The sequence below is a fragment of the Anaerostipes sp. PC18 genome, from assembly GCF_039789045.1.
In the GTDB taxonomy this organism is placed as follows: Bacteria; Bacillota; Clostridia; order Lachnospirales; family Lachnospiraceae; genus Anaerostipes; species Anaerostipes hominis.
This window is the reverse complement of record NZ_CP121164.1, coordinates 87,413-110,000: the sequence shown is the minus strand read 5'-3', so window position 1 is coordinate 110,000 and position 22,588 is coordinate 87,413. Positions and strand designations below refer to the sequence as shown.

18 protein-coding genes and 1 pseudogene (1 of these 19 only partly in view) are annotated in these 22,588 nt (G+C 42.2%); 9 read left to right on the top strand and 10 right to left on the bottom strand.

The genetic code is table 11. The features are described 5' to 3' along the window. Positions 1–1,130, bottom strand: the 5' portion of a protein-coding gene (locus tag P8F77_RS00525) for a LysM peptidoglycan-binding domain-containing protein (RefSeq protein WP_129701909.1). It extends 22 nt beyond the left edge of the window; the window shows 1,130 of its 1,152 coding nt (coding positions 1–1,130); the start codon lies at positions 1,128–1,130; its stop codon lies off the left edge, out of view. Between the two features lie 205 nt (positions 1,131–1,335). On the opposite strand from P8F77_RS00525, the gene yyaC reads away from it, so the two are divergent. Continuing rightward, a complete protein-coding gene (gene yyaC / locus P8F77_RS00520) occupies positions 1,336–1,902 on the top strand; it encodes a spore protease YyaC (protein WP_024728968.1) in 567 nt (188 codons plus the stop codon). Positions 1,903–1,907: 5 nt separating this feature from the next. On the opposite strand, the gene P8F77_RS00515 is transcribed toward yyaC, so the two are convergent. After that, positions 1,908–2,963, bottom strand: a complete 1,056-nt coding sequence (locus tag P8F77_RS00515; RefSeq protein WP_129701907.1) for a PTS sugar transporter subunit IIC — start codon at positions 2,961–2,963, stop codon at positions 1,908–1,910. 129 nt (positions 2,964–3,092) lie between these two features. Here P8F77_RS00515 and P8F77_RS00510 point away from each other — a divergent pair, with 129 nt between their 5' ends. The 4 genes from P8F77_RS00510 to P8F77_RS00495 all read left to right on the top strand — a co-directional run bounded on the left by P8F77_RS00510 (position 3,093) and on the right by P8F77_RS00495 (position 5,484). Beyond that, positions 3,093–3,371 carry a hypothetical protein gene (locus P8F77_RS00510; protein WP_024728970.1) on the top strand — a complete coding sequence of 93 codons (279 nt, stop codon included), beginning with the start codon at positions 3,093–3,095 and terminating at the stop codon, positions 3,369–3,371. Between the two features lie 102 nt (positions 3,372–3,473). Beyond that, a complete protein-coding gene (locus P8F77_RS00505; protein WP_051405259.1) occupies positions 3,474–4,043 on the top strand; it encodes an RNA polymerase sigma factor in 570 nt (189 codons plus the stop codon). Next, on the top strand, positions 4,027–4,722 hold the full coding sequence (locus P8F77_RS00500) for a DUF4367 domain-containing protein (protein WP_129701905.1): 696 nt from the start codon (positions 4,027–4,029) through the stop codon (positions 4,720–4,722). The genes P8F77_RS00505 and P8F77_RS00500 overlap by 17 nt, the downstream gene beginning before the upstream one ends. Positions 4,723–5,001: 279 nt before the next feature. After that, on the top strand, positions 5,002–5,484 hold the full coding sequence (locus tag P8F77_RS00495) for a hypothetical protein (RefSeq protein ID WP_024728973.1): 483 nt from the start codon (positions 5,002–5,004) through the stop codon (positions 5,482–5,484). 184 nt (positions 5,485–5,668) lie between these two features. Here the strand turns inward: P8F77_RS00495 and P8F77_RS00490 are convergent. From P8F77_RS00490 to spoVG, 5 genes and pseudogenes are all read right to left on the bottom strand, one after another. After that, a pseudogene (locus tag P8F77_RS00490) lies at positions 5,669–6,972 on the bottom strand (IS1182 family transposase); the annotation flags it as partial. 650 nt (positions 6,973–7,622) lie between these two features. Continuing rightward, on the bottom strand, positions 7,623–8,366 hold the full coding sequence (locus P8F77_RS00485) for a hypothetical protein (RefSeq protein WP_347256225.1): 744 nt from the start codon (positions 8,364–8,366) through the stop codon (positions 7,623–7,625). A gap of 205 nt (positions 8,367–8,571) precedes the next feature. Next, positions 8,572–8,727, bottom strand: a complete 156-nt coding sequence (locus P8F77_RS00480) for a hypothetical protein (RefSeq protein ID WP_165353865.1) — start codon at positions 8,725–8,727, stop codon at positions 8,572–8,574. 83 nt (positions 8,728–8,810) lie between these two features. After that, on the bottom strand, positions 8,811–9,317 hold the full coding sequence (locus P8F77_RS00475) for a sigma-70 family RNA polymerase sigma factor (RefSeq protein ID WP_148460137.1): 507 nt from the start codon (positions 9,315–9,317) through the stop codon (positions 8,811–8,813). Positions 9,318–9,495: 178 nt separating this feature from the next. Next, positions 9,496–9,792, bottom strand: coding sequence for a septation regulator SpoVG (gene spoVG, locus P8F77_RS00470; protein WP_024728976.1), 297 nt, complete (start codon positions 9,790–9,792; stop codon positions 9,496–9,498). A gap of 478 nt (positions 9,793–10,270) precedes the next feature. On the opposite strand from spoVG, the gene murC reads away from it, so the two are divergent. From murC to P8F77_RS00450, 4 genes are all read left to right on the top strand, one after another. Further along, positions 10,271–11,653, top strand: a complete 1,383-nt coding sequence (gene murC / locus P8F77_RS00465) for a UDP-N-acetylmuramate--L-alanine ligase (RefSeq protein WP_148460139.1) — start codon at positions 10,271–10,273, stop codon at positions 11,651–11,653. Between the two features lie 265 nt (positions 11,654–11,918). Then, the gene (locus P8F77_RS00460; protein WP_148460140.1) at positions 11,919–13,004 is read left to right on the top strand and encodes a DnaD domain protein; all 1,086 of its coding nucleotides are present in this window, start codon (positions 11,919–11,921) and stop codon (positions 13,002–13,004) included. 1 nt (position 13,005) lies between these two features. Further along, on the top strand, positions 13,006–13,995 hold the full coding sequence (locus tag P8F77_RS00455; protein WP_148460141.1) for an ATP-binding protein: 990 nt from the start codon (positions 13,006–13,008) through the stop codon (positions 13,993–13,995). Positions 13,996–14,052: 57 nt separating this feature from the next. Next, complete coding sequence (locus tag P8F77_RS00450; RefSeq protein ID WP_024728980.1) at positions 14,053–15,222, top strand: ribose-phosphate pyrophosphokinase; 1,170 nt, start codon at positions 14,053–14,055, stop codon at positions 15,220–15,222. Positions 15,223–15,287: 65 nt separating this feature from the next. Here the strand turns inward: P8F77_RS00450 and P8F77_RS00445 are convergent, their stop codons facing one another. Genes P8F77_RS00445 through P8F77_RS00435 form a run of 3 tightly spaced genes read right to left on the bottom strand, consistent with a single transcriptional unit; the run spans position 15,288 to position 22,424 of the window. Continuing rightward, positions 15,288–17,513: a PBP1A family penicillin-binding protein gene (locus tag P8F77_RS00445; RefSeq protein WP_287519310.1), complete on the bottom strand. Its 2,226-nt coding sequence runs from the start codon at positions 17,511–17,513 to the stop codon at positions 15,288–15,290. 15 nt (positions 17,514–17,528) lie between these two features. Further along, a complete protein-coding gene (locus tag P8F77_RS00440; RefSeq protein ID WP_287519309.1) occupies positions 17,529–19,910 on the bottom strand; it encodes a DNA repair exonuclease in 2,382 nt (793 codons plus the stop codon). Between the two features lie 12 nt (positions 19,911–19,922). Continuing rightward, the gene (locus tag P8F77_RS00435) at positions 19,923–22,424 is read right to left on the bottom strand and encodes a hypothetical protein (protein WP_287519307.1); all 2,502 of its coding nucleotides are present in this window, start codon (positions 22,422–22,424) and stop codon (positions 19,923–19,925) included. Between the last annotated feature and the right edge of the window lie 164 nt (positions 22,425–22,588).

Below are 22,588 nucleotides of genomic sequence, written 5' to 3'. Positions count from 1 at the left end.
ATTAGTTTCTGTCCAGGATAGATATGCTCTTTAGGCCCGATCTTGTTTGCATCCAGTATTTTATACATATATTTTCTGCTTCCATACATTCTGCGGGAAATGGATACCAGACTGTCCCCCTTTTTGACGACATAAGTTCGGCCGCGTGCCATGGACTGTGCAGATTTCTGCGTTGACGCAGTGGCTGCGGTTGTGCCGGTTTCCGTTTTTTTCTCATCTGCCGTAGTGCCCGCCTCTGTCCCGTCTGCTTTTTCGGTGCTGGTCGGAAGCTGTTTCGTGGTTGTGCCTGACTCCTTGTTTTCTTCCTCCATTGAAACATTGTCCTTCACGCCTTTTCCCATGGTCTCCACCGCCCCATGAATCGCGTCGCCAAAGGATGAACTGTTATCCAATCTGGAATAATAAAACATTCCCCCGGCTAAGATCAGGACGAGGAGCATTGCCGCGCTGGAAGAAAGCCGCTTCATCATGTCCTTTGTCCTGCTGCTTTTCTGTTTCTCCTGGACGATTGTCCGAAACTGCCGCACGATCTTTTCATCTCTCTTGGCTTCCAGCATGGTTTCATAAGATACAGCTTCTTTTAATTTTTGATTTCGCTCAATGAGGTATTCCTGCATCATCGGATTTTTTTCATAATATATGTAATAACCGCTCTGTCTCACCAGGTCTTGTCCGCGGTATACGTAAAATGCATCTTCCCCTTCCAGGTGATCTGTCATATACAGCACTTTCCCGTCGCCCGGAAAATTTTCAAAATGAGTCTTTTTTATCTTATCGTTAAGCCGCACTGAGAATCCCATTCTGGAAAGCGCCCATCCGATCACCTCCAGATCCGGAAAGAAACGTTCTTTCTTCTGATAGATTTCCCGCCAAACCTTATCGTCAAATACGGTCTCGTCCAAATCCAGCTCTATATTCTGCCCTTCCACAGCTCCTCTGATAAATATCACAGTCTCGTTATCAATACTCTTTTTTTCTCCAAATAATATGGCCCCTCTTACAAAAGTGTTCTTGTCCGTCGTCAATGCTTTTAAAAATGTCACTACAAAATCTTCGATATAAACTTTTGTGGTTCCCACAGGCCCGCCGATCTGTCTGATGTTCTTCGGCAACTGATTTTCTGCTCTCACGAAAAAGCCTCCCTTTCCTCTTTAATACCAAAGACTTTACCACAGTATTTTCAATTTTTTTATCAAAGGGCGTCGACTGAAGAAAATAATTTTGCCCAAGTGGGAAGTACGTATTGGGACGGTATACTTTTTTATTTTATGTATAAACTATATGGAGCGTCTTATACGGCGAAAAATGATATTTAAGAAATGATTGGAGAACGCAATGCGCATTTCAGACCGAATATCCTATTTTAATCCCAAAGACAGGGAAGCGGGAGCCTTGCTGCAGGCAGATTTGATCCGCCGCATTCAAATGCAGAAAAAAGACAGCCAGCAGGTAGTCGTCCTGTGTGTGGGCACAGACCGCGCTACCGGTGACTGTCTTGGGCCTTTGGTAGGCCATCAGTTAATGACATCTTCTTATTATAAAGTTTTCGGGACTCTGTCACAGCCGGTGCATGCCGGAAATCTTACGCAGACAATGACCGAAATTTACCGCTCGTTCAGGGAGCCTTTTGTCATCGCCATTGATGCGTGTCTGGGTTCTGCGGATCATGTTGGCTATGTGACCGTGTCTTCCATGCCGCTGTTTCCTGGACAGGGTGTAGACAAAGAACTGCCGCCTGTAGGAGATATCTCTATCACCGGCATCGTGAATTTCACATCAGAGGCCAACTTCAACACCATACAAACCACAAGGCTTCACACGGTCATGGAACTGTCCTCTTATATTGCATGCGGGGTAGAGGATTCTGTCCGGTATTTTGCGAAACATGCCGCTACGACTTAAAGCTGTCACATATTCAGTTTCATGTCTCCCTGTTTTATGATGCCCATCCGCCGCATACCTTCTGATATAAAATAGGTCAGCAATGCCGGGGCAATGATATGCATTCCAATAATCATGACTGCGGTCGCAGCCGGAGAAACCCCGCCAGCCACCATAGTCTTATATCCCATGATCTGCCCCACTAATCCGGCTGTCCCCATTCCGGAACCAATGGCATTATTGGTCATCTTCAATATTATAGTAGAAACAGGTCCCAACACGGCACTGGTAAGGATCGGCGGAATCCAGATCAGCGGTTTTCTGACGATGTTTGGAACCTGAAGCATAGATGTGCCGATTCCCTGGGCGATCAAGCCTCCTATTCTGTTCTCTCTGAAACTCGCCACAGCAAATCCTATCATCTGAGCGCTGCATCCAACTGCAGCAGCTCCTGCGGCAATCCCTGAGAGATTTAATATCACTCCGAGCGCGGCCGAACTGATCGGCAGAGTGAGTGCCATCCCCATCAGAACTGATACTACAATTCCCATCAAAAACGGCTGCTGCTCCGTACCCCACCGGATAAGGTCACCCAGCCGTGCCATCAGCTGACTGATCCATGGACCGAGAAACAGACCTACGGCACCTCCGGATAAAATGGTCATAAGCGGTGTAAGCAGGATATCCAGCTGTGTCCTTCCTGAGATCAGGCGTCCCAGTTCAATTCCTACATACGCAGCCAAGAAAGCCCCCAGAGGTTCCCCGGGTCCGGATAGGACGACAGCCCCTTTGACAATCAGGGTTCCCGCCATGATTTTTGATGCGTAAGCTCCGATCATTCCTGCACATGCCGATGAAACGGTTACCAGAACCGATTCCTGAAAACGTGAGGCAACTCCCACACCAATCCCGGCCCCGGTCATCACTTTCGCCGCTGCCGCACCAACCGCCAGGACTTGTCCGATATTTCCGCCTATCAGCAGTCCAACTTGTTCCAGAATCGTCCCGATGATCAGGGTAGCAAACAACCCCTGTGCCATCCCGGACAATCCGTCAATAAAGAACCTTTTTAAAATCTTCATTCGATCTTCTCCTCAATATTCTTCTTTAACGTCATTTTAAATCATTTTCTCTCTCACTACAATATTGACTGTTTTATATTTATCTTCTATTATACTTAATATATTTCAAATAGAAAGCAGGTAAAACCAATGTTCCGTATGTGGGGAAAACTAATGAAAAGCAACCGGCTGCTGAAAGACACTGTAATCAGCGTGGAAAATGCCGGTCTGAACCGTACCCGAAAGGTATATAAGGCTCTTGAAGACATTTGTTATGAGTTTGATCTGCCGAAACCTCTCTGGCTGGAGGCCAATAAAAAAGAATTTATGACCCACGATAAAACAAGATTTTATCACGACAGTTTTATTGAAGATATCGACTTTGATTTCTTGGAGGTCCAGGTTATCGAAGAAGACCAAAGCCTTTAGAATATTTCTATAGGCTTTTTTTGTACAAGCTTTACAACACCGCAAAGTCTATCTATAATGAGAGATATAGAGAGAAACCATAAACGGGGGAAAAGGGAGAGAATGAAAATGATACGGCGGAAGAATAAACCTCCTACCAAGAGCGCTGTTGATTATATTGAACTGCTCTACAACAAGTATGCGCCTAAGCTGAAATATGTAGCAAAACAATATATTCATAATGATACGTTGGCTGAAGATGTACTTCAAAATGTTTTCGAGAAAGCGTTGCTGTACTCTGAAAAGATTTTAGAATTGCCCGATGATAAGGCCTTTACGTTTTTATATGTCATAGTACGTAACACAGCGTATGACATGATCAAGGTTGAGAGCAGAAATAATCACGAAGAACTGACTTACGAGGACGGCGAAGATTCAGAATTCCTGATTGATCCAAATGATTATTACATGGAATATATTGACTTAAATGTAATGGTAGATAAGATTGGCAAGCTGCCTACGAATCAGCAGACAGTTCTTGTCCTGTACTATTACTATGGATTCAGCTTTCTGGAAATAGCGACGCTATTACAAATTTCGGAACTGACTGCAAAGAAACGTTGCAGTCTAGCCCGCAGTTCCTTACGTGCTCTGTTTGAGAAGGAGGGATTGAGTTATGAGTACAAACGATAAAAAAGACAAAAATGAAGAATTGTTTGACCATATCATCGAGTATGGTACAAGCAGCTGGACCGACGAAATCTCCCCTGATAATATCCCGGAAGAGGAACTATCGGATCAATTAAATCAAAAAATTGACAACATGTTTTCCTCGGCAAGGAAAAGGGCAAACAGAAAACGCAGGTTTATCACTGCCCAACGGATTGCTGCTGTATTTGTGATGCTGCTTACTATGGCTTCTGTAACTTTGATGAGTGTTGAGGCTTTTAGGGAGCCAGTTATTAATTTTATTTTTAAGACACAAAATAAGAAAGACAAAACTGAACTTAAAATAACTGAAGCACCTAGTAACACCCAAGAAGTAGACTTTGTATTTAACTATATGCCTGATGGATACGTTTTAGAAAAAAAAGTTGTTGATCAATCAACTACGAATCTCTCTTATCAATACAAAAACGGTGATGATTCAATATTAATTGATATAATTATTGATCCTTCAATCAATGTTTATAAATATATAGAAGACCAAAACTATAAAACAATAAAGACAACTGACACCAAGTATTTTTATATAGAAAGTGAGTATAATCAACTTGTATGGTCAAGGGGCAAGGTTATTTATACAATTTTCTCCACTCTAGACAACGAGAAAATGATAAAAATCGGAGAAAACATCAAAAGAATTAAATGATCCAATACTATTATAATGTAAAACTGCGCACAAATTGTGTGCAGTTTTTATTTTTGTCTATTTTATATGTCCGCCAACACCTCTATAAAAGCTTTTTTAATAGGAAAAATTCCCTTATCAAGCTTTTTGTAATACTTTACAAAAAAAAGAAATTCAAAAATTTTTTCTTTATTCTAATTATCTTATTTCATATATATAAAACATTTAATATTTAAAATCATTAATCACCTTTTTATTTTTCTTACTGTTTTTTAAGTAGTAAGGATAAAAGGAGGATTTATGAAATTATTAAAAAACATTATTTTAATTTTTGCAATGATCTTATTAATTGGTGTTACACCAATATCTGCATCAATGAAACCTACATCTCTCACTTCTAGTCCAGATACAGTAAATAATACAATAGGCTCATTTATACCATTAAATTCATTTACACAAAATAAAGTTAGTATATTGCTGCAAGTAAATTCAGGCTTAAAATTTAATTCTCTTGGCTTTGCACAAATGAATACAAGAGTTCTTATTTCTAATGATTCTAATTATGTAAAAATAAAAATGCAACTTCAGCGGTTCAAAAACAATAAATGGAGTACTATTACTACAGGTACACATACTGGCAAAGGTTTAACTGGTTATTCTTGGAAATATTATGTTTCAAAAGGTTATAAATACCGCGTAAAAAATAATATTTATTTATATAAATCTAAAAACGGAAAACTTTTAGATCAAGACACATGCTACAGTAATGTAAAAAAACGCTAACAATAATAAATAATAAAAAATCCTTACTATTATTATAGATAAATTATTTTCAGACTGTAGACAAAACGGTTCGCGATGTCATGTTTGCGAACCGTTTTTTAATCCATTTCCACTTTTCAAATTCTGATTTTGCACTGGAAAAGGAAAATTGTAATGAAGAAGAGCGGTATTTTGCTCCCCATTTGATCCGCCATTTCCAGATTGCCAGTTTCTTTAGATTCATGCAGCCAAACAAGAGGTTCAGCTCCATCTTGATTTTAGCCAGACCTCTGTACTGGGTATATCTCATCCCATGTTTTTCCTTTGCATCTGCAAAGACCCGCTCTATGGTTTCTTTTCGCTGTTTATATCTTTCTTTCATCCCGGTTGTATGACGGATATCTTCGACCTGCTCCATGTAGTTTTCTCACACATGACGCGTAATTACCTTTACGTCATCCTTACTGTTTGTGCAGCGGTCCCGGTATGGACAGTTTTGGCAAACAAGCCAGTCACTTTTATACTCTCGATAGCCTTCACGGTTTGTTGTGGTGTAATGAAGCACTCGGTGATTCGGACACAAATAACAGTCAAAGAATTCATCATATACATAATCATATTTCTTGAAATAACCGGCTTTGCTCATAGGTCTTTTGTATGGCATGACTGGAATTTTTCCGTCTTTTATCAACTGCCGGGCGATCGCTGGTATCTTATATCCCGCATCCATCACGTAATACACGCCATATTTCCAGTTCTGCTTTTAACGTCTGTATAAAGGCCAGAATGATACACTGTCATGCGCATTCCCTGCTGTTACTTCAAAATCCAAAACATAATGATTCCTGTCACAACAGGTATTGGCAGCATAAGCAAAGACCTGCTTATGCTCCCCTTTATGGAAATAGCCGCTGTCAGGATCGGTGGTACTGACCTTCTGCGTCATCATTTCCGGTTCTTTTTCCTTTTTTTCAGCGGCTTCTTTCCGTGTTCCTGACGATCCCTTTCGATCTCTTCCTGTAGTTCTTTTTCATAGCTGCGTGCTTCTTTACGGATGACCTCGTTTCGATATTTATGCGGGTTCGCGCTGGCTTTGATGTGAGTGCCGTCAATGAAGAGGCTTTCTGTGTCCAGAAAACCATTGGCGGCAACTTCGGAAAGTATCTTGGCAAAGATTTTTTCAAACAGATCGGTATCTTTGAAACACCTGGGATAGTTTTTACCAAAGGTAGAGAAATGAGGAATCTCCTCATGCATTCCATAGCCCAGATACCACCTGTAAGCGAAATTCACTTCGATCTCACGGATTGTTTTACGCATGGAGGGAATTCCGAAAATATATTGGATCATGGCGATCTTGATCAATACCACTGGATCGATGCTCTCCCGTCCAAAATCGCTGTATAAATCTTTGACTTCCTCATAAATGAAACTCATATCGATTGCTTCGTCCAGCTTCCGCACCAGATGGTTTCTGGGTACGAGATCTTCCAGACTTGCTATTTCCATTTGTGTTCTTTCTGCGTTATCTTTTTCCCCATCATAAAGAAAACCTGCCTTTCCTGATGATTCTATTATACCATCTGGAAAGCACAGGTAAAACTAAAAATAGACAACCGCCTCCAAAAGGAGGTCGATTGTCTACAGTCTGAAATTATTTTATCTCTTATTTCAAAAAAATATTCACCTTTTTGCTCTAAAAACAGTTTCTATAGTAGAGGGGTATTTTTTCAATCATTATTCCTAAAAACATATTAACTATTATAATATTAAAGAAAGGAAAACCATCCAAATCACAAACCATTCTAAAAATTGGTTAAGCGGGTACGGAAAACTGCTTTAATGGTTGAATTTACCCCTCTTGTTGACAGCTTAGGTTTACAAGTATCTGAGTTTCAGCAAGCAGAGAGACCAATGAATTCATGATATCATTGGTCTTTCTGCACTTTTTAACGAAACTTGCGAATATATTTCACTATTTCCATATTATTTCAGTTGCTGTAATAGAGGGCATTAACAACAGATTGTGATTAATTCGCTGGATCTCATTCTCTCTCTCATAAAAAATGGCCGGCGAAGTTTTTACAATCTGTTGTTAATGCTCTTTTACCGCGATAAAACAAAAAAACAGGACAAAGCCAAAGTGCTTTGTCCCATTTCTATTTTATATATTTAGCAATTTTCTCAGCTTCATATATACTGACCATTCCTTCAATATTCATTTCAAATTGATTCACATGTCCCAGTACTGATAAAGTTCTTTCTCCCTTATAAAAACTGAATTCACCTCCAGCAACTTTAAGTACTTTCACTTTTGTTTTTTCCTCTCCAAAAAGAATCTTTTCAGAACCGTCTGTTGTTCCGCTGTGATCATAATAAGAGTAATACAGTACGGCCTCTCCTCTGCTGTAAGACGCTATAATACCTATGACTTTCTTGTCAAGAACATTAACAAGGATATTTTGCAGCCTCCATCCGCGAGGTATATATCTTGGATACATTACATCCCGCTTATAATTATTCTTTACTTCTTCCCAGGTAGATACCCGAAAATTAGTTCCTGATTTTGCTCCATTATCTTTAGTTATATTTCGTGCAACAAAGCCTTTTATCGTCTCTATCAACCATTCAACAGGCGATTCTCCTGAAGGATCATTTATTTCAATCTGTACTTCTGTTGTCTTTTCATTTTTTTGATCAATATAACGAAAAATAGACTTCCCTGTTATCGCATAACATATGACCTGTGCTGAAAGCATAAATACAAGAAAAAATACCGCTGCCTTTGCTGCAATCGAGCAGTACCTCTTCCTTCTTCTGATTTTTAATAAGCTTCTTCTTTCTATATATCCGCAGTAGAATACTTCCTTATCAAGCTTACCTTCATCTTTTAAGGGCTCCATACATTCTAATATATGTTCTATATGCCGTAATTTCTCTTGATCCGATTCGGATTTAAAAAATTCTGTAATCCATTCAAAAGCCCATCTCTTGATTATAAAATCTCTCATCCTTTGTACCTGTTCTATATGTTTTGGATTTTCTATTCATTGTAACAGATAATTATATATATGTGAATCATAACCAAGAACCGACGATTTTTACGGATTATTTATGCGTCTTATTAACATCTGTAATTTTTGTCCTTATTTTTTCTTTTACATCCTCAGATAATTTTTCCTCTTCTATATCTTCCGGGTGGATTTCCTCTACAAATTTCCCAACCGCTTTCTCTAGTAACTGTTCAAATGCCTTCCTTCTCATTTCGGCTCCTTTCACATGAATTTTAAGGTTACATATCTATATCCCCAAAAACCACGCGAAGGTGTCGTTTAAGTTGACTTCATTCAGCCAAACATAATAAGCATAAACAGCTGTTTCCTTACTTTTTTTCGTATTCTTGCAAGTTTTGATTTCACCGCCTGATCTGTACTGTCCCTGAATCTCGCAAGCTCATTGATAGTAAATCCTTTCATGTAGAAATCATAAAAAAGACGAAATTCGTCTTCTGAGAGTACGTTTTTAATATCCGTTTCCAGCAGGCCGCTATAATCGTCCTCGAACTTTTGGTTTAATGACATTATATTTTCGTCTGTCAGTATCTCTCCTATTCTATTTTTCTTCTCAAACACATGATATATTTTGTATTTTGCTGTCTGTTTCAGCCATCCAACAGGATTTTCATGTTCTGAAAGACTGTCTATTTTTTCATATGCCGTCAGATATACTTCCTGAAGGACATCATAGGCCTCCTCCCAGTCCCAATAAAAAAACCCCTTCATAAATTTGAGCATCTCTTCATAACTTACTTCATATAACTTTTTAAATGCATTTTCTCTTGATGTATGATCCATAATTAACCCGCTTCTGATTTTTTTACAGCATAACAGAAAATCATCTGAAAGGCAAAAAGACAGCATATGGCATGACTCCGAAAGTCATGTTATATGCTGTCTTAATCTACTGATCAGCGAACGGCGGATCTCCCGTTCCTGTTACTTATGGACAATCATAGTATTTAGAATTAAGTGTTTACTCTGCTCCTTCTTCCGGCTGACTTGCATCTATGTCTCCAAGTCTCATGGCCTCATACTGTTCCAGGATCATGGTCTGGATAGTGTTTCTCGTTGCCGAATTGATCGGATGGGCAATGTCACGGTATTCCCCATCGGCAGCTTTGCGGCTTGGCATTGCAATGAACAGGCCCTTTTCTCCTTCGATGACTTTGATATCATGTACTACAAATTCATTATCGATCGTAATAGAAACGACTGCTTTCATTTTCCCTTCTTTTGCTACTTGTCTGATACGTACATCTGTAATTTGCATGTTGTCTTCCTCCTAGTTTTCAAAACTTTAGCTAATGATCTGTTGTGCGGCCGTTTTTGCTCTATCACCTTCCCTTTTCAACGCCGCAAAATATCCCCACTCTCAACACATTTTGCTCATACTATGACTCCCACTGTATACATCTATACTCTAAAACAAAGCACCTGCCGCCTTCCAAAATACAAATCGGAAGCCAGTCCTGATGCTTGTGCAGGGATCAACATCGTACATACTATCTTAGATAATGTTTATTATAGCACCTCTTTCGTAAAATGTGAACAAATATTATTATATATTTTCGCTGATATTATTGTATTTTACTATTTAGCAGTACAAAATCCGACAATATTTCCATCATTCTGTACACCTTTTTTACCGGAAACCCCTGTTTCTCATTTCCTTCCTTGCAACTTATTTTTTTGTGCACTATAATAGAAAAAACACTTTATTTAAAATCAGAGAAAGGTTAGGAATTCCTATGTATCAGATAGATTTCAAGAAACCAATTCACATTCATTTTATGGGGATCGGCGGTATCAGTATGAGCGGTCTTGCCGAGATCCTTCTCAAAGAAGGATTTACTGTTTCCGGCTCTGACATCCGTTCCTCCGATATAACCGAAAAATTGAATTCTTTAGGCGCCAAGGTCTTTTTAGGACAAGTCGCTGAAAATATCACGGATAATATTGATCTGGTCGTATATACTGCGGCCATCCATCCGGAAAATGAAGAATACAAAGCCGCACTGCAAAAAGGCATTCCCCTTATGAAGCGTGCGACTCTTCTCGGACAAATGATGCACAATTATAAAAATGCAGTGGCAGTATCCGGAACCCACGGCAAAACAACCACGACTTCTATGCTCTCACACATCCTGCTGGCCGGAGAGACAGATCCAACCATCACTGTGGGGGGTATTCTGGACATTATTGACGGCAACATCCGTGTCGGCCATTCCAATGTCTTCGTGACAGAGGCCTGTGAGTATACAAACAGCTTTCTCGAATTTTTTCCGAAGATCAGCATTATTCTAAATATAGAAGAAGACCATATGGACTTTTTCCATGATATTGATGAGATCCGTGACTCCTTCAAAAAGTTTGCTCACAAGCTTCCGGAAGACGGCCTGCTCGTCCTGAATGGGGAGATTGATGACATTTCCTATATCGTAGAAGGACTCAAAGCCAAGTATGTAACCTACGGCATTGATAACGATGACTTTACTTATACGGCTAAAAATATTTCCTATGACTCTATGGGCCATGGACATTTTGACCTGTACAAAGAAGGAACTTTTGTAGATTCCTTGTCATTAAACGTAAACGGCCTGCATAATATTAATAATGCGCTGTCTGCTGCAGCCGTTGCTGATTTCCTCGGGCTCTCCATAGATACTGTAAAAGCCGGACTCCTGACCTTCTCCGGCGCCAAGCGGAGATTTGAATATAAGGGGACCTGCCAGGGCTTTACGGTCATTGATGACTATGCCCACCACCCTACGGAGATCAAAGCAACATTGAATGCCTGCAAAAATTATCCCCACAAAGATCTGTGGTGTGTCTTCCAGCCGCATACCTATACGAGGACAAATGCCTTTTTAGATGAGTTCGCCGAGGCTCTCAGCCAATGCGATCATGTGATCATCACCGATATCTATGCTGCCCGGGAAAAAGACACCGGCATGGTCCACGCCAGAGATTTAGCAGATAAAATCGAAAAAACCGGTACTGATGTTCGATATATCAAGGATTTTGATGAGATAGAAGAATTTATTTTAAAAAAATGCAAAAAAAATGATTTGTTGATAACTATGGGGGCCGGAAATGTTGATTCTATCGGCAATGAGTTAGTTAAGAAATAGTTATCCACGTTATCCACAGGGTTATACACAATTGTGTATAACTTTCCCTGTGGATTTTTCTTTATTTTTTCCACATCAAAATTTTTTGAGTGAGGCTTGTCTTTCTGCGGATTCCGTTTACTTATCCACTTTATCCACAGTTTCCACAATTGTTCTGTGGATTATTCTGTGAAAAGAGCTGCTATTTACAATTTATTCGGTCTGCGTTATAGTTCTTTTAGATTAAAGAAAGAGACGTATTGACTAAAGTTAGGGAGATGGATTTATGAGCAGTATTAACGTAACGACAACATACCCGACCGGGGGAACTTTATTACCGAATGCCTTCGTAGACTACTACATGATTAAAGCCAACGGAGAATATGTGAAGGTTTATATTTACCTTCTGCGCATGGTTTCTAACGGCCAGAAGTTCAATATACCTTACCTGGCAGATTTGCTGGAACTTACGGAGCGTGATATCTGCCGCGCTCTGAAGTACTGGAAAAAGGAAAATCTCCTGGACCTGGTCATGGATGGAGGAGAGATCCGTTCCATCAAACTGCTCCCCGTTTCCACGGCCCTGACGATCGATGCGGATGATCTCATGGAGCCTGACAAAGAGGAACCAGCGAAAATACCAGCAAAGGAAACCACGACCGGGACTTCGGCTGCGAAAGCTAAGGCGGTTCCGGCCCTGAGGACGCTGACTCCGTCCCAGCTGGCCCAGAAAAATAAGGATGATAAGTTCTCTTATCTGATCTATATCGCAGAAATGTACATAGGACGTCCGCTCACCGCCAATGATCTGAATACTCTCTCTTATTTCTACGATGACCTTGCAATGTCACCGGAGCTGATCGAACACTTGGTAGATTACTGTGTATCCAACGGCAAGAAAAACTTCCGCTATATGCAGTCCGTAGCGATTGCCTGGTATCAGGAGGGCATCCGAACAGCAGACGAGGCCAAGCTTCACTGCCAGAACTACCAGAAAGAGTATTACCAGATCATGCATGCCTTTGGACTGAATAACCAGCCCGCACCGGCACAGATCGAATACATGAAGCGCTGGCTCAAGACCGACGGCTTTGACTTAAGCATCGTCATAGAAGCATGCAACCGTACGATCCGCTCCATCGGCCAGCCAAAATTCCAGTATACGGACAGTATTTTGAAAAAGTGGAAGGACAACCATGTAGTTTCACTGGATGATGTAAAGAAACTGGAAAGCCGCCCGGGGACTGTATCCAAATCCGCAGCCCCACAGCCGAACAACCAGTTCCATAATTTTGAAGAACGTGACTATGACTATGACGAGCTGGAAAAACAGCTTTTTGAAAAGCAGATACACCCTGTAAAGGAGGACTGAGATGTCCCTGACCAATGAACAATATCAGGAAATCATGAGGATGTACGAGGCGAACCGGCTCAGCAGCTACAATCTCTCCAGAGAGCGCAGGCGTCAGGTCTATGCACAGATTCCTCAGATGAGGGAGCTGGACCGGGAGATGGCCCACAACGCTGTTCTCCTGGGAAAACAGCTGATCGCATCTGAAGATCATAACTCTATGGACATTTGCAGGCAAAAGAATCAGAAGCTGGCTGACCAAAAGCGCCGGCTTCTTTTAGATCATGGATATCCTGAGGATTATCTGGACCCTGTTTATACTTGTCCCGACTGTAAAGATACCGGATATATCGGCACCGAAAAGTGCCATTGTTTCCATCAGGCTGTGATCCGCCTGATTTATTCTGATTCCAATATGCAGCATATCCTTGAAAAAGAGAATTTTCTCCGTTTCAATGATCAATATTATTCTGATAAACTACTGGAGGACGGACGGCCTTCTCCGAGACAGAATATCCATGCCGTGCTGAAAAAATGCCGTGATTTTATCGGTCATTTTCCTTCCAGGGAAAACCTGCTGCTGCACGGTTCCACAGGCACCGGGAAGACATTTTTAAGCCATTGTATTGCTAAAGAGATCATGGATAAGGGATATACCTGTGTCTATGTAACCGCTTTTCAGCTTTTTGATATTCTGACTTCCCAGGCATATCAAAAGCACAAGGATAATCTCCCTATGTCCTACCAGCTTATTTTTCACTGTGACCTGCTGGTCATTGATGATCTGGGGACAGAGCTTAACAATGCCTTCATTACTTCCCAGCTGTTCCACTGCCTGAATGAACGGCAGCTCAGCGGTAAATCAACACTTATTTCGACAAATTTATCAATGCGTAATTTGAAAGACCGCTATACGGAACGGATTTTTTCCAGAATTATTGAGAACTATACCATCTGCCAGTTATACGGCGAGGATATCCGTTTAAAGAAATCTTTTTCCCGCAAGTCTTGACGGAATCGCTTCGGGAGTGATATAAAAAGAGTGAACAAACTACAAAGGAGATTTATAATGAGACGATCTGACCGAAACTTTAAAACCCTTCCCGACGGCAATCTTGGCATCATCGCTATGGAGAGCTGCAAAAGCCTTGGCAATCTGATTGATAAGTATATTACAGGCTGGCGCGGAGATGAAGCCCCCCGCTATCAGAATATGCCCGGATATGATGAGTATTACAAGGCAAGCTATCTGCTGGATGCCGGCTGTCCCCGCTTCGGGTCCGGAGAAGCAAAAGGGATCATCCGTGAATCTGTCCGCGGAACCGATTTGTACATTCTCGTTGACGTGCTGAATTACAGCATCAAGTATTCTCTGTGCGGTCATCAGAACTCTATGTCCCCGGATGATCATTTTCAGGACTTAAAAAGGCTCATTGCAGCCAGCGGCAGCAAAGCCAAGAGAATCAGTGTCATCATGCCTTTCCTGTATGAAAGCCGTCAGCACAAAAGAAGCACCAGAGAGTCTCTGGACTGTGCCATGATGCTTCAGGAGCTGATTCATTTAGGAGTACAGAATATCATTACATTTGACGCCCATGACCCTCGTGTACAGAACGCCATTCCAAACAGCGGCTTTGATACGGTACAGCCCACTTACCAGTTTGTAAAGTCTCTGGTTGAGCAGTGCGACGGAGTCAATTTTGACAGTGATCATCTGATGGTCATCAGCCCGGACGAAGGTGCTATGCAGCGTTCCATCTATATGGCCAATGTCCTCGGTGTTGATGTGGGTATGTTCTATAAGCGCAGAGATTATTCTACTATCGTAGACGGCCGCAACCCTATTGTGGCCCATGAATTTTTGGGAGATTCTCTGGAAGGCAAGGACGTTCTGATCTTGGACGATATGATATCTTCCGGAGAGAGTATGATCGATGTAGCCAAAGAACTGAAGGCAAGAAAAGCGAGACGTGTATTTTGTCTTTCTACCTTCGGTCTGTTCACAAACGGACTTGATGTCTTTGACAAGGCTGTGGAAGAAGGTATCATCGAAAAGGTTATCACAACCAATCTTACTTACCAGACACCGGAACTGTTGGAGCGTGATTGGTATGTATCATCAGATGTGAGCAAATATGTAGCTCTGCTGATCGATACGCTGAACCACAACGGGTCCATCAGCGAACTTCTGGACCCAACGGAGCGCATCAAAGAATATTTGGAAAAGAATCATTTATAAATTTATCAGCAGTATAGGAAAAGGCAGCAGACTATTTATTAAAGTCTGCTGCCTTTATCTATTTATCAATCGTCATTTCCGGCGCCGCGTCGATCATCACCGTTCTGCTGCTGTGTAGCCGCTGTTGTGGCCTGTGTCGTTGCCTGAGTGGTCGCCTGGGTTGTGGCCTGTGTTGTAGCGTGAGTCGTTGTCTGGGTTGTACCTTTGCTACTTCCCTTTTCTGTCGTGCCTGCTGTTGTCTGGCCTGTGGTCGGCATGTTTGTTCCGCCTCCGCCTTCATAGGAATTAAGCTTTTTGCCTCCTGAATACTCTTTGTGGAGAGCATTCATAAAATTGCTCCAAATTGTCTTAGGATAACCGGAACCGCTCAGGTTGGCCATTACCCTGCTGTCATCCCTTCCTACCCACACTGCAGTTGTATAGTACGGTGTATATCCGCAGAACCATCCGTCCTTATTGTCCGTTGTAGTACCTGTTTTTCCCGCGGTATCTACATTAGGAACCTTTGCCCCCCGGCCTGTACCGTTGGTGATAACACTCTTTAAAACGCTGCTCATCATAGAAGCCGTATTGGCTGAGTAAACCGTTCTTTTCTTGGATGGATTGGAGACCACAGTCTCACCGTCCGAATCCTCGATCTTCACAATACAGGTTGGGTCTCTGAACACGCCCTGATTGGCAAGTGCAGCATATCCGCTGGCCATCTCCTCAGCCGTAGTTCCATAGGTGAAGCCGCCGAGGCAGGTTGTATAATACTTATAGTCATTTTCGTCGAGGCTCTTAAAGTTCATCTTTTCCAAATACCGGAGAGCGGATTTCGGCCCGATCTCCTCGTAAAGCCTCATAGTAGCCACGTTGCTTGATTTCTCCAACGCCCGCCTCAGTGTAATACTTCCTGAATAGGAACCGCCGGAGTTTCTGACCCTGTGTTTGTCTTTGGGACTCATCGGGTTGTCATTCACGATAGAACCCGGTCCATATCCTCTCTCCATAGCAGGAGCATAGACAAGGATGGGCTTAATGGCACTTCCCGGCTGTCTCGGACTCTGATAAGCACGGTTCAGCCCTAATCCTGCATTTTTCTGATATCTTCCTCCTACGATGGCTGCTACCTTGCCTGTCTCATTGTTGATACAGACGCCTGCGCCCTGGACTTTGTAAACCTTGTTCTTGTCCTTCTCCGTATAACCGCTCAGAGCATTGTCGATACTGCTTTGAAGGTCCTTCTGAGCATCCAGGTCAATGGATGTATGAATCTGGTATCCTGCACTGTATAAAGTCCTCTTACACTCAGCATAAGACTTGTTATATTTCTCATCGTAATCCTGTTTGTCTTCGTCAGAGTCAAACACATAGCGGAACTCAAAGCCCTGCTTCTTCATCAGTGCTTTCGTAGCACTGTGAATTACATAAGTTTCAATATAATTTCTCTTCTGCTCAGTTTTTTTCTTTTTCAGTGTGATCTTTTCTCTCAGAGCTTCATCTCTCTGGGATTTAGTAATCAGATTCTGCTTATACATATCCTTGAGGATCTTGTCGCGCCTTGTCATTGTCTTTTCTTTATGATGATAGGGCTCATACATGTTTGGCGCATTAGGGACCGCACACAAGAATGCGGCTTCTGACATGGTCAGATCCTTGGCATCCTTATCAAAATAACCTTTGCTGGCAGCCTGAATTCCGTAATAGCCATTTGCAAAATAAACGTTGTTCAGGTAAAACTCCATGATCTGATCCTTGGAGTATTCCTTCTCCAGACCCCATGCCACAAACATTTCTTTGACCTTACGCTGCCAGGAAATCTCCCGTGTCAGGAAAACAGTCCTTGCCAGCTGCTGAGTGATCGTACTTCCTCCCTGAGTAACTTCTCCCTTATTTGTAACAAAGGATACTGCTGCTCTGGCGATACCCCTGAAGTCTACCCCATTATGTTTGTAAAAATTATTGTCCTCCACGGAAATCATCGCCGCCACCGCATACACCGGCAGATCTTTATACTTCAGATAATAGACATCCTTCTCGCCTTTCAGCTTGGTGATAACCTTCCCATTCGTATCATAGACGACACTCGTCTGTGTTGCCTTAAATGTCTGCTCTGAAGTGTTGGCTACCAGATCCTTAGCCTCTGCCCTCAGCTTCATGACTTTCATTCCGATGGTGAACCAGCCGATAACCACCAGAAAAAGAAAAACAATCGAGATCTTGACAAGGATCTTTCTTTTCTTTTTCTTCTTTTTTGGTTTTTTCTCTTTGGAAATGACTTTCTTTGTCTCTTTTGTTTCTTCAGCCATATTCTCCACCTTTCATTATTCTCTGGTTTCCTCTAGGGAAATCCAGTGGATTTTCTGATTCTTCCGGTCCAGCTGATGAAAAAACTCTTTCTTACACGTAAATAAGATCAGCTGCCTGCCGGAATACCTGCTCAAATAATCAAGCGCCCTCCGGGTCCTTTCATCATCAAAATTGCCGAAAATATCATCCATCAGAACCGGGACTGGTTCCTTCGGATATAGAATCTCTCCCGCGGCAAGCCTCACAGCCAGGTAAATCTGCTCTACGGTTCCCGCGCTTAAATACTTCAGATCAATAAACCTGTTTTTATATTCTACCATAAAAGACAGTGATTCATCAATTTTTACTTTTTCGTACTCTCCTCCCGTAAGATAACTGACGATCTCACTGACCTTTTCGTTAAACTGTTCCCCGAGATTTTCCCGGAATTCCCTGGCGGCATCTAAAACAGCCTGAATGGCCGCATCTGCCTGATTTATATTATATTCTGTACGGTCTGTTTGTTCTTTAAAAATTTGATAGTCTCTTCTTAATTCTTCCTTAAAGTCCTCCTGCTCTGTCATTTCCTTCTTTTCTGACTTAACCGAAAGAACCGATAACACCAGAAATACAGCACAGCCTGCGAAGAACCCCGGATGAACAAAGCCAGCCGCCGCAAACACAGCTGCTGCCGTCAAAAAAAACAAAATACTCCTCGGCTTTCCGCTCTGTCCGTCAGACTCGGGAGCCTTCAGATAACGCTCCCTCTTCTCAGACAGGACGATCGATTCCTCTCTGCTTTTTCTTCTCAGCATGTTCTTTTTTTCTTTCAGCGCCTTCAGAGCCAGATCGATCTTTATATCTGCTGTATTGCTGCCTGTCAGATTGGATGTATAGTTGGTAAGTTCCATAGAGAGATTTCCTGACGGAGGAATGTCCCCTTCCTGAATACAGAAAGTATCTGTGTATGCACCGAGGCTCAGAGTATACAGCTTTGAGAGATCACCTTTTTCACCTGATTCCTTATCATACACATTAAAAGACTTCTCTCCCGTGCGAAAGCTTCTCTCAAGCAGCCAGGCATGTCCGTCCGATATGATCTCCATGCCTCCTCCGTAATTTCCTCCATAAACCGGCGTATATATAGTATATGCATCAGATCTCGCTGCAATGCCTCTGGATTTTTCCAGACCGAACAGCATATGCACGATAAACTCTTTTATTGTAGTCTTCCCGCTCTCGTTTGGTCCATATACAATATTTAATCCAGGCTCAAAGGATAATTCTTTTCCGCAGAATTTCCCGAAACCGTCGATATAAATATTCCGGATATAAAAAGCAGATCTTTTCTCCCGTTTCTCTGACCGGCGCCTCTGATATAATCCCCTGGATGCCTGCTCAAATGCATCCCCGGCAAAACGTGACGCTTCCGGCATTCCCTCAAGGCGGCGCAGTACGGCACCGATGATATTATCTTTGTTGGATTCCAACAGCGAATCTTCCGTACAGCTCCCCCTCGTCTCGTCAACAATATCCACGATCCTGTATTTTGCTCCGAGCAGATCAAAATCAGGACGAATCCTTGCTCTTTTAGAGCCCTGAAGGAACAGCGTAAACATCTGGTTTTCCCCCAGCAGCTTCATCTCTTCTTCCGCAGCAAAGAGAATTTCTTGATCATCCATATCTTTTGTCAGGTTCACCCGTACTTCCACATAACTTTTTTGATTGACCGGCAGGAAACGGACGACTTTCTTTTCGTCTGTGATCTCTCCCAAAAAGAATCCGCGGCGCCCTGTCTCCGTCCTGTTTAAAGGTTCCAGGCTGCCGCCGTAGGCGATCAGATCCTCTGATATCATCTCAGGACTGTGAATATGGCCTAACGCGGCATAGTCAAATCCCGACCATTTTAGTTTGTGAAAATCAATGGGACTATGTGTGCCGTCCCCTCCGTGCCCTAAAAGAATATGAATACCTTCTTCTGTCCCTGGCCTTGCCTCATCATATAAAGGCTCCGTAATTTCCCTGCTGTGATAGCTGAGACCGTAGATATAGGTATTCTGTGCCTCTTCGTATACTCTCGTAAGTTCTTTTTCAGTGAACAGATGCACATCAGCAGAAAAACGATATCGCAGATATGCCGATCCTTCGTCAATAAAATCATGATTTCCCGCGATCATAAAAACCTTGGTACATACCAGCTGGGACAAAAAAGAATCCAGCCTGTTTAAATCCCTTAATGATGGTTTTTTGTGAAAGATATCTCCGCACAGAAATAAGAAGTCTGCCTGTTCTTCATTGGCCAGTGCAATGACTTCACTGAGGCTCTGCTCAATATCCTTTTTCCGCTCTTCCCCCCATCCCCTCTCTGTTTCCGGACAAGCTCCGAGATGGAGGTCTCCAATGTGTATAAACTTCATGTCTCACCTTCTCTATTTCGCATAGCTGTAAAATACATTGCCTGCCTTTTTAAATTCTCTCTCCATTGAAGACCGTTCCGCCTGAACAGATTCTTCCTTCAGAGGATCAAAATATCTGATCTTTGTATTGTTATAACTCATGACCAGAATAAATGTGCCGTTGGCCCTTTTTGCAATGACCGGCCTTCCTTTGCTGATGCAGTAGAGAACGTCTTCAAATTTACATCCGGTGTAATCTGCTGCCATTTTGTCCATAGAATCATACAGCATGCCGTAAACATCTTTTTTGCTCCGCTTCAGCTGTCCGTAGGTGACATCCTTTCCCTCGGAATCCGTAATCATTTTTACACAGGCAATTCCGGTCTCGTCTTTGGACTCTGCTTTCACCATCGGAATATTTGCCACTTTCCCGTAGCTCTTCATAACTCCTTTTTCCCACAGGTACAGCTGGCTTGAATTAACTACCACACCTGCGTTTTTCTGAGCTTCTTTAATAGCTTTTGCCATATCCGTATAAGTTCCCTTCAGTGAACCGCCGGCATAAATATAGACATTTTTATACCGCTGTTCATTGTTCGCAAAGGATACGCTGCACTCTTTCCCGGTCTGGCTGAGCGCAGAAGATAAATACTTCGGAACTGTCTGTACATATACATAATCAGGGAATGATAGATATACCTGGTTCAGACGGTCGCTTGTATATCCGTATTCCAGTGAAGCTTTATCCTCCGTCTTATCCTTGTAGCGAATATAATCCTCTTTCATGCTCTTGTACCCTGTTCCTGAGCGTCTGGCCGGACTGAGTACGACAACAGTTCCGTCTACCCTGGCGTCCGTAACATAGGTTCCGCTCTTTTCAAACTTGGCCTGTTCCTGATTTTTGTCATCGACAATTGCAACTTTTTTCATTGGAAACTGGACGGAACCGTCTTTTCTTGTCTTCACATCCCCTGCATCTGCAATACCGTACACAAGGTCTTCTTTCACAAAACCGATCGGTTTGATCCGTTCTCCTTTATCACAGCGGAGCTTATGCTCTTTGTTATTTTCCAGATCTATGATCCGTATGTCCGTTTCATTTTCCGTTATGGCAAGCATTCCGGTTCCGGAGACTGCGACCATGCCGCTGCTGATATTTTTTGCAATGGTTTTTGACTCCCGGCTGTCCAGATCGACCTGGTAGTAAGCCCCGTCCAGCTCAAAATAGAACTTTCCGCTGTCACTCAGGTATGCTCCTTTTTCAATCTCATCTTTTAAATTTTCATACTGGATCTTCACCGGTATAAAAGCTTTCTCGTCTGCTTTTCCGCTCTCCGCTTCATATTCATAGACACCGATTCCATTCTTGCCTTCGTGTTCTCCCCGATTCATGTATCCATATACAATAAATTTAATGTTTCCGCTTTTATCCATCTCCATCACATGGATACCGTGCTGCGGATAATTGTTTCGGGAGTCTCTGTAGTCTTCTCCCACAAAAGAAAACACTCTTGTCATAGAAGCATTTTTATAATCGTAATACCACAGCTCATTTTCCTGAACAAATGCCGCTTTCCGCCCGCTGTTCCTGCTGATCAGTTCTTCGGGATTCATCTGCGTGATCCCCATCAGTATTCTGTTGTTTGCCCGGTCCAGTGCGTCATAGCGGAAAAACGCATTCTGAGTCCGCTCGTAATTGAGCAGATACATCCGGTCTTTGGAATATCTGATACGGAAGTATTCTGTCACCTGATAGTACTGCTTGATCCCTTTGCTGTTTTCTGCAGACAAAATAAATCTGTACTCCACCGATGTCACATTAGAGCTGGCCTCTTTGATGACCGGCGCGTACATGCGCTCAGTTTTTGGTTTCAGTGATGCATAGCAGACTGCCTCCTGATTGGAAGAAATATCAACGAAAGAAAGATCATTTGTCATAGTTCCGTCCTTTACTTCCAAATATTTTTTTACATATTCTGAACTTCCCTCTGTCAAAGTGGCATCGTGAAATTCCTTTGCAAACTTCAGACACTCGGCAAAATGCAGATCGGTACCGTAAATAATGCGGGTATAATATGTGATTTTTTGTCCCTCATCTTCTATAGACAGAGCCAAAAGATATGTTTTCCCCGACTCCAGACGGCTCTTGACTTTTAAGTCCGCTGCCGCACCGCTTTTTTTCTGCTGAAAAGCTACTACTCCTTTTTCCAGAGCAGAGCGGTTATTCTCTTTATATATTTTATAATCCAGCGCTTCGATGGAGCTGTTTCCGTGTTTCATAAAAACCTGGAATTTATCCTCCTTTATCGGCGTGATGGAATCTCTCATCAAAGATGCGTCCACGGACTCTGTGTATCCATGGAGTTCATTGATCTCTTCTCCTCCGGTGTTTATGGTCAGCACAGGCAGGGATGCCTGACTTGTCTCACTGACACCCTGATTATTTTTTCCTATCAAAATATAATTCCATATTCCAAGAGCAAGAATAAAAATCAGTCCAAAGACTGCTGCTAGTATGGCTTTTTCCCGCTTCATAAGATCCTCCTGACATTCTCTCTGTCCTATCTGTATATTTTATCCGTTTTCCTGAGGAAACACAACAAATTTAAGGAAAGTTTAAGAGCAGCAGACTGCTTGACGGCGATAGTAAAAAATTACAAAGACCAAATTATGAATTCAGACTCGGCGCTGGTAATCTA

Excerpts from the sequence above, each read along its gene's own strand:
- yyaC (WP_024728968.1), top strand. The coding sequence starts at position 1,336 with ATGCGCATTTCAGACCGAATATCCTATTTTAATCCCAAAGACAGGGAA.
- P8F77_RS00515 (WP_129701907.1), bottom strand. The coding sequence starts at position 2,963 with ATGAAGATTTTAAAAAGGTTCTTTATTGACGGATTGTCCGGGATGGCA.
- P8F77_RS00510 (WP_024728970.1), top strand. The coding sequence starts at position 3,093 with ATGTTCCGTATGTGGGGAAAACTAATGAAAAGCAACCGGCTGCTGAAA.
- P8F77_RS00505 (WP_051405259.1), top strand. The coding sequence starts at position 3,474 with ATGAAAATGATACGGCGGAAGAATAAACCTCCTACCAAGAGCGCTGTT.
- P8F77_RS00500 (WP_129701905.1), top strand. The coding sequence starts at position 4,027 with ATGAGTACAAACGATAAAAAAGACAAAAATGAAGAATTGTTTGACCAT.
- P8F77_RS00495 (WP_024728973.1), top strand. The coding sequence starts at position 5,002 with ATGAAATTATTAAAAAACATTATTTTAATTTTTGCAATGATCTTATTA.
- P8F77_RS00485 (WP_347256225.1), bottom strand. The coding sequence starts at position 8,366 with ATGGAGCCCTTAAAAGATGAAGGTAAGCTTGATAAGGAAGTATTCTAC.
- P8F77_RS00480 (WP_165353865.1), bottom strand. The coding sequence starts at position 8,727 with ATGAGAAGGAAGGCATTTGAACAGTTACTAGAGAAAGCGGTTGGGAAA.
- P8F77_RS00475 (WP_148460137.1), bottom strand. The coding sequence starts at position 9,317 with ATGGATCATACATCAAGAGAAAATGCATTTAAAAAGTTATATGAAGTA.
- spoVG (WP_024728976.1), bottom strand. The coding sequence starts at position 9,792 with ATGCAAATTACAGATGTACGTATCAGACAAGTAGCAAAAGAAGGGAAA.
- murC (WP_148460139.1), top strand. The coding sequence starts at position 10,271 with ATGTATCAGATAGATTTCAAGAAACCAATTCACATTCATTTTATGGGG.
- P8F77_RS00460 (WP_148460140.1), top strand. The coding sequence starts at position 11,919 with ATGAGCAGTATTAACGTAACGACAACATACCCGACCGGGGGAACTTTA.
- P8F77_RS00455 (WP_148460141.1), top strand. The coding sequence starts at position 13,006 with ATGTCCCTGACCAATGAACAATATCAGGAAATCATGAGGATGTACGAG.
- P8F77_RS00450 (WP_024728980.1), top strand. The coding sequence starts at position 14,053 with ATGAGACGATCTGACCGAAACTTTAAAACCCTTCCCGACGGCAATCTT.
- P8F77_RS00445 (WP_287519310.1), bottom strand. The coding sequence starts at position 17,513 with ATGGCTGAAGAAACAAAAGAGACAAAGAAAGTCATTTCCAAAGAGAAA.
- P8F77_RS00440 (WP_287519309.1), bottom strand. The coding sequence starts at position 19,910 with ATGAAGTTTATACACATTGGAGACCTCCATCTCGGAGCTTGTCCGGAA.
- P8F77_RS00435 (WP_287519307.1), bottom strand. The coding sequence starts at position 22,424 with ATGAAGCGGGAAAAAGCCATACTAGCAGCAGTCTTTGGACTGATTTTT.